We start from the raw sequence: 12,340 nt of genomic DNA, 5'->3' as shown, positions 1-12,340 counted from the left end.
TTGCCCTTGGACGTGCCCCGCTGCCGCATCGGGCGATGTCCCGCCGGGCAACCGTATCTTGTGGCAGCTCGGTGTCGGCGTATCGGCGGCATGGGTATTGGCCGCATCCGGTAGGGCTGCACGTTTCGCCAGTATCGTCGGCGTGTCTCGCCCGGCCATCGAGGAGCAGCACATGCGCGTGTCCCTGTGTTCTGGCATCTCAGTTGTCGCGCTCATTGCGTTCACGGCGGCCTGGGCCGCGGAGCCGGCATCCGTGCCAGCGACGGCACCCCTGCCCCTCGCGATTACTCCGGCTGACGCGCCGATGCAGGCCTACGACGCCGGCGAGCTGCGCGTGCTCGTACCCGGATCACGGACGGGCGGTGACTTCTCGGTGGTCGAACTGAAGGAGATGCCGGGCTATCGCACGCCACCGCATATGCACCCTTCCATGGACGAAAGTTTCTACGTCCTCGAAGGCACGCTGGAGATCAACCTGGCCGGTACCGTCCACCGCATGCCGCCGGGTTCGTTCGTCCACGTGCCGCGAGGCACGCCACATGCCCAGGGCGCGGCCGATGGCCAGCCGGTGCGGATGCTCGCATGGCTGTCACCGGGCGGGTTCGAGGCCTTCTTCACCGACCGCGTGGAGTTGGCGCGCACCGTGCAGCGTGGCGATGCCGGTTTCCAGCCGCGCATGATTGAAATCGTCGATCGCTACGGCGACTGGCTGCAGCCAGCGGAACTGCCCGCCGGCCCGCAGCCCTGACGCAACGCCGGCCGCTCAGCCGCCGGGAACGAGGCGGGCCGAACTGCCGCTGCCGAGCACCTTGACGCGTCCGCCGACCGCGAGGCCGCTGGCGTCGTCGGTCTGGATCGCGGACTCGCTGCCGTCCTCGAAGCGGATCATCACCATGTAGGCCGTTCCCGGCGCGGGCGTGGCGGCGGCCTGCGCGGCATTGTCGGTGGCATCGCGGGTGGCGCTGCTCGCCACGTCGTAGGCGTCGTACGAATAGTCGCCGGCAACGCGTGCCGCTGTCCGGCCGGCCACCCGGCCCAGGGCCCGGCCCAGCGCACTGCTGGTCGCGGAGTTGCTGCTGGAACGGGGTGCCGGTTGTCCTTCCGCCTCGATCGGGACGATGGCGGTGACTTCGCCGGAACGGATGGCCATCTCCTGCGCCGGTGCGACGGACACCGCGAGGGACAGGCAGGCGACGGGAACGAGGAAGGGGGACTTCGTCATGGGGCTCTCCTTGCGCGTATCGGGGGCGGGCGGGGGCCCGCTGCGCCATGCTAGCCCAAACCGCCCGTTCGACCGGGATCCGCGCGTGATCTGCGTCTCGCGCCGGGTAGGATGGGACCGTGATCCGAGCGGAGCCTGCGACGATGAAACGATGGTGGAGCATGGGGGTGGCGGCCGGCCTGGCCTGCGCCGCGAGCGGTGCCTGGGCGCAGGCGCCGGATGCGTCAGTCGATGCTGCGCCGCCGCCCGGCTATGACGCCGCATTGGCGGAAAAGCTGGGTGCCGATGAGTACGGCATGCGCTCCTACGTACTCGTGATCCTGAAGAGCAGTGGGACGCCCGTGCCGGAAGGCGGGAAGCGCGACGCGATGTTCCGTGGCCACTTCGCCAACATGCAGCGGCTGGCCGAGGCGGGCACCCTGGTGCTGGCCGGCCCGCTGGACGGTGTCGACGGCTGGCGGGGCCTGTTCGTCCTGGCGGTGGACGGCATCGAGGCCGCGAAGGCCGCGGTCGCCACCGACCCGGTGATCATCGAAGGCGAAATGGTGGCCGAGTACCACACGTACTACGGTTCCGCGGCGCTGATGACGGTCAACGAGCTGCACGGCAAGCTCGCACGCAAGGGCATCTGATGCGCCCGCGCAGCCAGTGGCGCGTCCGGCGCCGGGAGACCGCATGCCGCTGCTGTTGATCCCGCTGCTGGTGCTGCTGTTTGCGGTGCTGTTCCTGCTGTTGCTGCCCCTGTCCCTGTGGCAGCGCTATCGCGCGGGACGTGCGCGGCGACGGACGATGGGCTGGCTGGTGGCGCTCAATGCGTGGGCGCTGCTGGGCTCGGTGCCGCTCTTCCTGCTGGCGGCGTGGCTGGGCACGTTCTGGAGCGCGGAGGCGCTGCGTGATGCCGGCATCGGGCTGGTCGCGGGGGTCGGCGTGGGGATCATCGGGCTGTGGCTGGCCCGGTTCGAACGCGGTGACCGGCACCTGTACTACACGCCGAACCGATGGCTGGTGCTCGCCTTGACCGCCCTCGTGGTGCTGCGTATCGCGCTCGGCATGTGGTGGGCCTGGCAGCGCGCGTCGGGCACGGCCGTGGAGGCGGGGGGCTGGCAACTGTTCGTGCAGGGCGGTGGGCTGTGGGCGGTCGGTGGCCTGCTGCTGGGCTACGCGACCGCCTTTGCCTGGGGCCTGTGGGGGCGGCACCGGCGCTTCCATGCGCGGCGACCGCTCCCTTAGTTCCAGTTCCGCTAGGTCCGCTCAGCGCGCCGGCGTCGCGCTCAACGCGGCTTGGCGCCGCGCTTCCAGAACCGGCCCTTCGCGCCTTCGACGAAGGCGCCGACATTCTCTGGTTCGAACACGCCGGCATCGGCCTTGATCCGCGCCGCGGCGAACAGGTGCTTGCGGGTGCCACCGCACGCGGCGATGGCCTTGAAGTGATGGAAGGCGTCGCGGAACCAGTCGACCGCGCCGGGGTCCCTGGCCAGCTTCGCGGCTTCGTCCGGGTCGAGCACGCTGGCGACGGCATCGAACATCACCGACGGCGTGCCGGCCAGCTGCGCATCGGCATCCAGCGGCTTGCCGTCGGCCAGGCGGATGCGCAGCTTCGGCGCGACGACGGTGACGTGCGCGCCGGCCTTCTCCACGCCGCGCTTCAACGCCTTGAGCTGCGTGCCGTCGCTGCCCTCGGCGACGAGGATCGCCACCGAGCGACCCTTCAGCGTGTCCTTCATGCGCTCGATGATGCGCAGCGCGGGGGAGGGGGCCAGGTCGAGCACCGGCGCGGCCGGCGCCGGCGCCATGGGCAGTGCGTCCAGCCCCAGCCCGTCGGCGACCTGCTGTGCGAGGTCCTCGTCCACGTGCCGCAGGTGGCCGACCACCGCTTCGCGCACGTGCGGCGTGCCCACCTTCGACAGTTCGAAGGTCAGCGCATCGGCGATGTGCTGCTGCTCGATCGCACTCTGGCTGCGGTAGAACATCCGCGCCTGGCTGTAGTGGTCGGCGAAACTGCCGGCGCGCACGCGGCCCTTGCGGCCATCGTCCTCCACGCGTTCGGCGAAGGAACGGAATCCGCGCGCCGCGCTGGCACGCGGTCCCTCGGGGTCGAGTGTCTGCGGTTCGTACGCCACGCGTCCCTTCGGCACCTCCATCTGCATGTGGCCGTCGCGCTGGTGGTGGGCGAACGGACACTTGGGTGCATTCACCGGGATCTGGTGGAAGTTGGGCCCGCCCAGGCGCTTGAGCTGGGTATCCAGGTAGGAGAACAGCCGGCCCTGCAGTAGCGGGTCGTTCGAGAAGTCGATGCCGGGCACGATGTTGGCCGGGCAGTAGGCGACCTGCTCGGTCTCGGCGAACACGTTGTCGGGGTTGCGGTCGAGCACCATGCGGCCGATCACCGTCAGCGGCACGAGTTCCTCGGGGATCAGCTTGGTCGGGTCGAGGTGGTCGAAGGGGAAGCGCTCGGCGTCCTCTTCGGTGAACAGCTGCACCGCCAGCTCCCACTCCGGGAAATCGCCGCGGTCGATCGCTTCCCACAGGTCGCGGCGGTGGAAGTCGTTGTCGGCCGCCTGCAGCTTCAGGGCCTCGTCCCACAGCGTGGACTGCAGGCCCAGCTTCGGCCGCCAGTGGAACTTGACGAAGGTCGAGTTCCCGTCGGCATCGACCAGGCGGAAGGTATGGATGCCGAAACCCTCGATCATCCGCAGGCTGCGCGGGATCGCCCGGTCGCTCATCGCCCAGGTCACCATGTGCAGGCTTTCCGGCATCTGCGAGACGAAGTCCCAGAACGTGTCGTGCGCGCTGCCGGCCTGCGGCCAGCCGCGGTCGGGTTCCATCTTCACTGCGTGGATGAGGTCCGGGAACTTCATCGCGTCCTGGATGAAGAACACCGGGATGTTGTTGCCGACCAGGTCCCAGTTGCCTTCGTCGGTGTAGAACTTCACCGCGAAGCCACGCACGTCGCGCGGGGTGTCGACTGATCCGGCGCCTCCGGCGACGGTGGAGAACCGGCAGAACACCGGGGTGCGCTTGCCCTTCTCGGTGAGGACCTTGGCGGTGGTGTGCTTCGACAGCGAGCGGGTCAGCTCGAAATAACCATGCGCCGCGCTGCCGCGTGCATGGACGATGCGCTCGGGGATGCGCTCGTGGTCGAAGTGGGTGATCTTCTCGCGGAGGATGAAGTCCTCCAGCAGCGTCGGCCCGCGCGGGGAAGGGCGCAGCGAGTTCTGGTTGTCGGGCACCGGGATCCCCTGCGCGGTGGTCATCACCGGGTGGTCGCCCCCGGCCTGGTGCTGGGGCTCGCCGCCGCGGCCGCGGGACAGGGCGTCCGTGCCGGAGCGGGGAGTCGGTGTCGGGGTGGAGCGCTCGGACGAGGGCTGGCGCTTCGAAGTCGACTTGCGGGGGGTGGCCATGGGGTCTCCTGCGGGGCGAGGGCAGGAACCCAGTCTTGCGGCGCTTTCGTGAAGGCCGCGAGCAGGGAGTGCACCCCTGCATAGCGGAGATTCAGGACCGTCAACGCCATGTCGCGTCGATCATCGACGGCATTGCTCGATATGCCGGGGACGATGCGGACGGTCGATGGCCGTGCGTGTTGCGTATCAGCGGGTCCGTTGACGCGCGAGCCGCCGCCGGTTGGCGACCGCCTTGTGGCGGGCCGGGGTGAGGGCGGTCTGGCCGACCTCCATCCACAACGAGGCGACGCGGCCGCAGGCGGTGGCATAGCCGGCCGGCGTCAGCGCCCGGGGGTCGGCGAAGGCGGCCCAAGCCCGCATGGGCAGGAAGGTGAGGGCCAGGCCGGCCGCACTGGCGCCCTCGATGCCCGCCTGGACCTTCTCGGTGACCATGCGGGTGGCCTCGCGCTGCTGGCGCGCGGAGCCGGACGCGCCGGGGGTGGCGAAGCCGGCCAGCCGCCGGGCGATGACCTCGCCGGAGGCGAGGCCGGTGTCGGTGAGCAGCCGCGCGCTGCGCGCGGTCGAACGGCGGATGGCCATGGCGGGCATACCGGGCGGGAGGCTCCAGTGTGCGCCCCCGGGATGACGGCGGCGTGCGGATGGCGTGACGGACGGTCTCGCCTTGCGAGACGCGAAGGTGTACAAATGTACACCATGAATGACGACGACTCCCTTCCGCCGCAGCGGGCCGCCGTGCTGGCCTTCCTGCGTGGCGAGCTGATGGCAGGGCGCTCGCCGAGCCTGGCCGAGGTGGCCGCCGCCTTCGGCTTCGCCTCGCGCAATGCCGCACGGAAGCACGTGCAGGCGCTGGTGGCGGATGGCCTGCTGGAGCAGGTGCGCGGACGCATGCGCGGCCTGCGCCTGCCGGGGGGCGCGGCAGGGCTGCTGCCGCTGGCGGTGCTGGGGCGGGTCGCGGCCGGCCCGCCGGTCGGCGCCGACATCGGCCTGGACCGGCAGCTGTGGCTCGACCCGCGGATGTTCTCGCTGCGCCCCAACTACCTGCTGCAGGTGGAGGGCGATTCGATGGTCGACGACGGCATCCTCGACGGCGACCTGGTCGGCGTGCACCGCACGCCGGAGGCGCGCGACGGCCAGACCGTGGTGGCGCGGGTGGACGGCGAGCTGACGATCAAGCGGCTGCAGCGCGGCGCGCGGCGCATCCGCCTGCTGCCGCGCAACCCGGCGCATGCGCCGATCGAGGTACGGGCCGGCCAGGACTTCGCCATCGAAGGCCTGTTCTGCGGCCTGGTGCGGCGGGGCTGAGATGGCGGCGGTGGTGGCCCTCGAGGATATGCTGGCCGCGCGCACGCTGTGGCACGCCGGACGCCTGGCCGCGGGCGGTGCCGATGGCGAACCGACCGGGCACGCGGCGCTGGATGCCCTGCTGCCGCAGGGCGGCTGGCCGCGCGCTGCGTTGACCGAACTGCTGCTGCCGGCCGATGGCGTGGGCGAGCTGGCCCTGCTGGTGCCGACGCTTTCGCGGCTCACCGCGGCCGGTGGCACGGTGGCGCTGGTCGCGCCGCCCTACCTGCCCTATGCACCGGCCTGGCAGGCGGCGGGCGTTGACCTGGCCGGGCTGCAGGTCGTCGAGGCCGGGCCGGCCGATGCGCTGTGGGCCTTCGAGCAATGCCTGCGCAGCGGTGCCTGCGCCGCGGTGCTGGGCTGGCCGGAACGGGCCACCCCGCAGGCCCTGCGGCGCCTGCAGGTGGCTGCCGACAGCGGGGCGACGTTCGCCTTCGCCTTCCGCGACCATCGCCATGCCGGCAACCCTTCGCCGGCCGCCTTGCGGCTGGAGGCGGTGCGCGGCGACGCGGGCATCGCCTGGCAGGTGCGCAAGTGCCGCGGCGGACCGGCGCCGGCGCGCGCGTTCCGGCTCGGGGCATGTTGAGGCGCGCGCATGTTGTGGGCCTGTGTACTGCTGCCGCAGCTGGCGCTGGACGCCGTCCTCCGCCGTTGCCCGGATCCCGGCGCGCCGCTGGCGCTGGTCGGCGGGCCGGCCCAGTTGCGCAGCCTGTCGGCGGTGAATGCGGCCGCGGCCGGGGCGGGGCTGCGGCCCGGCATGCGCCTGGTCGCGGCCCATGCCCTGCTGCCCGGGCTCGCCCTCGCCGAGGATGACCCGCGCGACGCGCTGCGCTGGCAGCGTTTCCTTGCCGCCTGGGCCTACCGTTACAGCTCGCTGGTCAGTGCGCAGTGGCCGGGCTGCCTGGTGCTCGAGGTGCGCGCCAGCTTCCGCCTGCTGGGGCCGTGGCCACGGATCGAAGCCCGGCTGCGCGCCGAGCTGGACGCGCTGGGCTTCCAGCACCGCATCGCGCTGGCACCGACCCCACGCGCCGCGCATGTGTTCGCCGGCCTGCGCGACGGCCTGGCGGTGGACCAGCCGGCGGCGATGGCCACGGTGCTCGACCGCGTCCCGGTGCGTCGCGCGTGCCTGCCCGGGGACAGCGGCATGCGCCTGCACCGGATGGGCATCCGCGACCTGCGCGGCGTGCGCGCGCTGCCGCGCGATGCGCTGCGCCGGCGCTTCGGCCTGCCCCTGCTGGAGCACCTCGACCGGCTGTACGGCCAGGCCGACGATCCGCTGGACTGGCACGCGCCGCCGGACCACTTCGATGCCCGGGTGGAACTGGGCCACGAGGTCGAGTCGCATGTCGCCCTGCTGTTCCCCCTGCGCCGGCTGCTGGGCGACCTGTGCACCTACCTGTCGGTGCGCGACGGCGGGGTGCAGCGTTTCGTGCTGCGGCTGGAGCACGAACGCGGGCATCGCGATGTCGAGGTCGGCCTGCTGTCGCCGGAGCGTGAGCCGGCCCTGCTGTTCGAGCTGACCCGCAACCGGCTGGAGCGCGTCGCCATCGACCGGCCGGTGGTCGCCCTGCGCCTGCTGGCGCGCGAACTGCCGCCCTTCGTGCCGGCCAGCCGCGACCTGTTCGACGGCCGCGACCAGCAACGCTTGCCGTGGCCGCAACTGCGCGAGCGCCTGCGCGCGCGTCTCGGCGACGAGGCGGTGTACCGGGTAGCGCCGGCCGACGACCCGCGCCCCGAACGCGCCTGGCGCCGCATGGAGGGCGATGCCACGGCAGTCGACGGCGCCCCCGCGCGCCCGCCACGGCCGATGTGGCTGCTGCCGCGGCCGATCCCCCTGCGCGATCCACGGCCGCGCCTGCTGGCCGGTCCCGAGCGGCTTGAAAGTGGCTGGTGGGACGGCGCCGACGCACGCCGCGACTACTACCTGCTGGAGACCGTGGCGGGCCAGCGCGCCTGGGCGTTCGCGCCGCCGGGCGAGCGCGAGGGCTGGATGCTGCACGGGTGGTTTGCATGAGCTGGGACGAGGCCGTCGGTGGCGTCGATCGCGAAACCCCCGGTGGCCGGCCGCCGCGGGCCTGGGAGGTCGCCCGGCGCCTGGCCGCCCGTGCGGCCAACGAGGACGCGCTGCGCGACGATGACCTGCCGGCCTATGCCGAGCTGCACTGTCTGTCCGACTTTTCCTTCCTGCGTGGCGCGGCCGACGCCGAGGCCCTGTTCGAGCGCGCGCGGCATTGCGGTTACGAGGCGCTGGCGATCACCGACGAGTGCTCGCTGGCCGGCATCGTCCGCGCCTGGGAGGCCGCCCGTGCCAGCGGGGTGAAGCTGGTGGTCGGCAGCGAGTTCACCCTGGCCTGCGGCCTGAAGTGCGTGCTGCTGGTGGAGGACCGCGACGGTTACGTCCGCCTGTGCGAGCTGGTCACGGTCGCGCGCCGCGCCGCGGGCAAGGGCCGCTACCGCCTGTCGCGCGCGGACATGGAACGGGTCGTCACGGAAGGCGGACGCGGCCTGTTTGCGCTGTGGATCCCCGGTGCCCGGCCCGAGGCTGGACAGGGGCGCTGGCTGCGTGGCGTGTTCGGCGCGCGCGCGCACCTCGCGGTGGAACTGCACCGCGACCGCGACGACGCCGAACGCCTGCGCCAGCTCCTCGAGCTGGCCGATGCGCTGGACCTGCCGGTGCTGGCCAGCGGCGACGCGCACATGGACGTGCGCCGCCGCCGCGTGCTTCAGGACACCATGACCGCGATCCGCCACAACCTGCCGCTGGCGGAATGCGGCGCGCGCCTGTTCCGCAACGGCGAACGCCACCTGCGCACGCGCCGGGCACTCGCCAACATCCATACCGCGCCGCTGCTGGAAGCCGCTGCCGCGCTGGCGCGGCGCTGCACCTTCGAGCTCAGGCGCGATGTCCGCTACGACTACCCCGCCGAACTGGTGCCCGACGGCCATACCCCGGCCTCCTGGCTGCGGGCGCTGACCGAGGCGGGCATGCGCCGGCGCTGGCCCGGCGGCACGCCCCCGGCGGTGGCCGCGCAGATCGAGCAGGAACTGGCCCTGATCGCCGAGCTGGGCTACGAAGCTTTCTTCCTCACCGTCGATGACATCGTCCGCTTCGCCGACTCGCGCGGCATCCTCTGCCAGGGGCGCGGTTCCTCGGCGAACTCGGCGGTGTGCTTCGCGCTGGGCATCACCGCGGTCGACCCCGCCGAGACCCGCCTGCTGATCGCCCGCTTCCTGTCACGCGCGCGCGACGAGCCGCCGGACATCGACGTGGACTTCGAGCACGAGCGCCGCGAGGAAGTGATCCAGTACGTCTATGGCAAGTACGGGCGCACCCGCGCGGCGCTCGCGGCCACCGTGATCCGCTACCGCGGCAAGAGCGCAGTGCGCGACGTCGCCCGCGTGTTCGGCCTGCCGCCGGACCAGATCGCGCTGCTGGCCGGCTGTTTCGGCTGGGGCAATGGCGGCACGCCGATGCGCGAGCGGCTGGCCGATGCCGGCTTCGACCCGGACAACCCGCTGGTGGCCCGGGTGCTGGCCCTGGCCGGGATGCTGGAAGGCAAGCCGCGGCATCTCTCGCAGCACGTCGGCGGCTTCGTGATCGCCGATGCGTCGCTGTCGACGGTGGTGCCGGTGGAGAACGCGGCCATGCCCGACCGCACCATCATCCAGTGGGACAAGGACGACCTGGAGACCATGGGCATGCTCAAGGTCGACTGCCTGGCGCTGGGCATGCTGACCTGCATCCGCAAGGCCGCCGACCTGGTCGGACGGCACCGGGGCTTCGACTTCGACATCGCGCGCATCCCGCCAGGCGACCCGACCACCTACGCGATGCTGCAGGCCGCCGATACCGTCGGCGTGTTCCAGGTCGAGTCGCGCGCGCAGATGAGCATGCTGCCGCGCCTGCGTCCGCGGACCTTCCACGACCTCGTGGTGCAGGTCGCCATCGTGCGTCCCGGGCCGATCCAGGGCGGCATGGTGCACCCCTACCTGCGCCGGCGCATGGGCCGGGAAGCGGTGGACTATCCCTCCGAAGGGGTGAAGCAGATCCTCGGCAGCACCCTGGGCATCCCGCTGTTCCAGGAACAGGTCATGGAACTGGTGATGCACGCCGGTTACGACGCCGACCAGGCCGACGGCCTGCGCCGCTCGATGGCGGCCTGGAAGCGCGGTGGCGACATGGAGCCGCACCGCCAGAAGATCCGTGGGCTGATGGAGGGCAAGGGCTATGCCTCCGCCTTCATCGACCAGATCTTCGAGCAGATCAAGGGCTTCGGTTCCTATGGTTTCCCGCAGAGCCACGCGGCCTCGTTCGCCAAGCTGGTCTATGCCAGCGCCTGGTTGAAGCGCCACGAGCCGGCCGCCTTCGCCTGTGCCCTGCTCAACGCCCAGCCGATGGGCTTCTATGCGGCCAGCCAGATCGTGCAGGACGCACGGCGCGGGCATGGGGGGCGCGTCGGCGTGGAGGTGCGGCCAGTCGACGTGGTCCACAGCGACTGGGACAACACGCTGGAAGGCGGGCGCCCGCGCAGCGGCGTGGACGACGGCGGCCAGCCGGCGCTGCGCCTGGGCCTGCGCCAGGTGGAGGGCTTGCCCGAAGCGATGGGGCGGGCGGTGGTCGAAGCGCGTCGCGCGGCGCCGTTCAAGGACGTCCGCGACCTCTGCCTGCGCGCGGGCCTGGACGCGAAGGCCCGCCACGCGCTGGTCGAAGCGGGCGCGCTGGCCTCGCTGGCCGGCCACCGCCACGACGCGCGCTGGCAGGTCGCCGGCATCGAACGGAGGCGCCCGCTGCTGCCGGGCAGTCCGGACGAAGACGCCGTGCACCTGCCCGCGCCCGGCGTCGGCGAGGACCTGCTGTCGGACTACCGCAGCCTCGGCCTGACCCTCGGCGCGCATCCGCTGGCCCTGCTGCGCGACCGCCTGCGGCCCTTGCGCGTGCAGGACTCACGCCAGCTGCATGCGCTGCCGCACGGGCGCGGCGCGCATGCCGCCGGCCTGGTCACCCAGCGCCAGCGCCCGGCCACCGCCAAGGGCACGATCTTCGTCACCCTCGAGGACGAGCACGGCATGGTCAACGTGGTGGTCTGGCCGGATGTCGCGCAGCGGCGGCGCAAGGCCTTGCTGGGCGCGCGCCTGCTCGCCGTGCGCGGTCGCTGGGAGCAGGTGGACGACGTGCGCCACCTGATCGCGCGCGACCTGCAGGACCTCAGTCACCTGCTCGGCGAACTGCCGGCGGCCTCGCGCGATTTCCGTTGAGGCGGCGCATCAGAACCCTTCCAGCACGATCTTCCCGCGCGCCTTGCCGCTCTCGACGTGCGCGTGCGCGCGCCGCAGGTTGGCCGCGTTGATGGTGCCGTAATGCTCGCCCAGGGTGCTGCGCAGGGTGCCGTCGTCGACCCGTCGCGCCACCTCGTCCAGCAGCGCGTGCTGTGCGGCGATGTCGGCGGTCTGGAACAGCGAGCGGGTGAACATGAACTCCCAGTGCAGCGACACGCTCTTGCGCTTGAGCTTGCCGATGTCGATCGCGTCGGTGGCCGGGTCGTCGATCAGGCCGATGCGGCCCTGCGGCGCCACCAGCGTGGCGAGCGCCTCGAAATGCTGGCCGGTCTGGGTCAGGCTGGCGATGTAGCGCGGTGCCTCCAGGCCGTGGCGCTCGAACTCGGCGTCCAGCGGCTTCGCATGATCGACGACATGGTGTGCACCGAGTTCCCGTACCCACTCCGCGGTTTCCGTGCGCGATGCCGTGCCCACCACAGTCAGCGCCGTGAGCCGGCGCGCGAGCTGGACGAGGATCGAACCCACGCCGCCGGCCGCACCGACCACCAGCAGGGTGTCGCCCTGGCCGCCACCGCGCGGCACGCCGAGGCGGTCGAACAGCAGCTCCCAGGCAGTGATCGCGGTCAGCGGCAATGCCGCCGCCTCCGCATCACCCAGCGTGCGGGGCGCCAGCGCCACGATGCGTTCATCGACCACGTGCAGTTCGGCATTCGCCCCCGGACGGTCGATCGCGCCGGCGTACCAGACCCGGTCGCCGGGCTTGAACAGGCGCGCATCGGGACCCGCTGCGCGTACGGTGCCGACGACGTCCCAGCCCAGCACCTTCGCTTCGCCATCGGGTGGCGCAACGCCGCGCCGGACCTTGGTGTCGACTGGATTGACCGCGATCGCCTTCACCTCGACCAGCAGTTCACGTCCGGCGGGCGAGGGCGCCGGCAGCTCGAGGTCGAGCAGGGCGTCCGGATCATCGATGGGCAGGGAATTGCGGTAGCCGACGGCTTTCATGGCGTGGGGTCCGGAGACGTGGGGAGGGACAGCATAGTGCGGCCGCTAGGAATTCGGTCGCCCCGTCCGGACATCGTGTAGGGCGTCGGGTATA

The 12,340-nt window shown here is 72.0% G+C and carries 11 protein-coding genes; 7 read left to right on the top strand and 4 right to left on the bottom strand.

The annotated features are described in order from the left end of the window. Window positions 1-304 precede the first annotated feature (304 nt). Window positions 305-748: a cupin domain-containing protein gene (locus H4F99_RS01250; protein WP_182667892.1), complete on the top strand. Its 444-nt coding sequence runs from the start codon at window positions 305-307 to the stop codon at window positions 746-748. Window positions 749-763: 15 nt separating this feature from the next. Here H4F99_RS01250 and H4F99_RS01245 read toward each other — a convergent pair whose 3' ends face one another. Then, window positions 764-1,222: a hypothetical protein gene (locus H4F99_RS01245; protein ID WP_182667891.1), complete on the bottom strand. Its 459-nt coding sequence runs from the start codon at window positions 1,220-1,222 to the stop codon at window positions 764-766. Window positions 1,223-1,365: 143 nt separating this feature from the next. Between H4F99_RS01245 and H4F99_RS01240 the strand changes: the two genes are divergently transcribed. Then, entirely contained in the window at window positions 1,366-1,854 is a 489-nt protein-coding gene (locus H4F99_RS01240) for a YciI family protein (RefSeq protein WP_220480981.1), read from the top strand. 43 nt (window positions 1,855-1,897) lie between these two features. After that, entirely contained in the window at window positions 1,898-2,452 is a 555-nt protein-coding gene (locus H4F99_RS01235; RefSeq protein WP_182667890.1) for a DUF1453 domain-containing protein, read from the top strand. Between the two features lie 41 nt (window positions 2,453-2,493). On the opposite strand, the gene H4F99_RS01230 is transcribed toward H4F99_RS01235, so the two are convergent. Next, on the bottom strand, window positions 2,494-4,623 hold the full coding sequence (locus tag H4F99_RS01230) for a catalase (RefSeq protein WP_182667889.1): 2,130 nt from the start codon (window positions 4,621-4,623) through the stop codon (window positions 2,494-2,496). A gap of 186 nt (window positions 4,624-4,809) precedes the next feature. Next, complete coding sequence (locus H4F99_RS01225) at window positions 4,810-5,202, bottom strand: hypothetical protein (RefSeq protein ID WP_182667888.1); 393 nt, start codon at window positions 5,200-5,202, stop codon at window positions 4,810-4,812. Window positions 5,203-5,316: 114 nt separating this feature from the next. Between H4F99_RS01225 and lexA the strand changes: the two genes are divergently transcribed. Genes lexA through H4F99_RS01205 form a run of 4 tightly spaced genes read left to right on the top strand, consistent with a single transcriptional unit; the run spans window position 5,317 to window position 11,220 of the window. Next, a complete protein-coding gene (lexA, locus tag H4F99_RS01220) occupies window positions 5,317-5,925 on the top strand; it encodes a transcriptional repressor LexA (RefSeq protein WP_425487978.1) in 609 nt (202 codons plus the stop codon). A gap of 1 nt (window position 5,926) precedes the next feature. Further along, window positions 5,927-6,550 (top strand): translesion DNA synthesis-associated protein ImuA, encoded by a 624-nt coding sequence (imuA, locus tag H4F99_RS01215; protein ID WP_182667886.1) that lies wholly within the window; start codon window positions 5,927-5,929, stop codon window positions 6,548-6,550. A 9-nt stretch (window positions 6,551-6,559) separates the two neighbouring features. Beyond that, window positions 6,560-7,978: a Y-family DNA polymerase gene (locus tag H4F99_RS01210; RefSeq protein WP_182667885.1), complete on the top strand. Its 1,419-nt coding sequence runs from the start codon at window positions 6,560-6,562 to the stop codon at window positions 7,976-7,978. Continuing rightward, window positions 7,975-11,220, top strand: a complete 3,246-nt coding sequence (locus H4F99_RS01205) for an error-prone DNA polymerase (RefSeq protein WP_182667884.1) — start codon at window positions 7,975-7,977, stop codon at window positions 11,218-11,220. Before H4F99_RS01210 ends, H4F99_RS01205 begins: the two co-directional genes overlap by 4 nt. A 9-nt stretch (window positions 11,221-11,229) precedes the next feature. Here the strand turns inward: H4F99_RS01205 and H4F99_RS01200 are convergent, their stop codons facing one another. After that, on the bottom strand, window positions 11,230-12,246 hold the full coding sequence (locus H4F99_RS01200) for a zinc-binding alcohol dehydrogenase family protein (protein ID WP_182667883.1): 1,017 nt from the start codon (window positions 12,244-12,246) through the stop codon (window positions 11,230-11,232). Window positions 12,247-12,340 lie beyond the last annotated feature (94 nt).

This window comes from Marilutibacter penaei (assembly GCF_014145395.1).
Classification (GTDB): Bacteria; Pseudomonadota; Gammaproteobacteria; order Xanthomonadales; family Xanthomonadaceae; genus Marilutibacter; species Marilutibacter penaei.
This window is presented reverse-complemented; position numbering and strand designations above follow the sequence as displayed.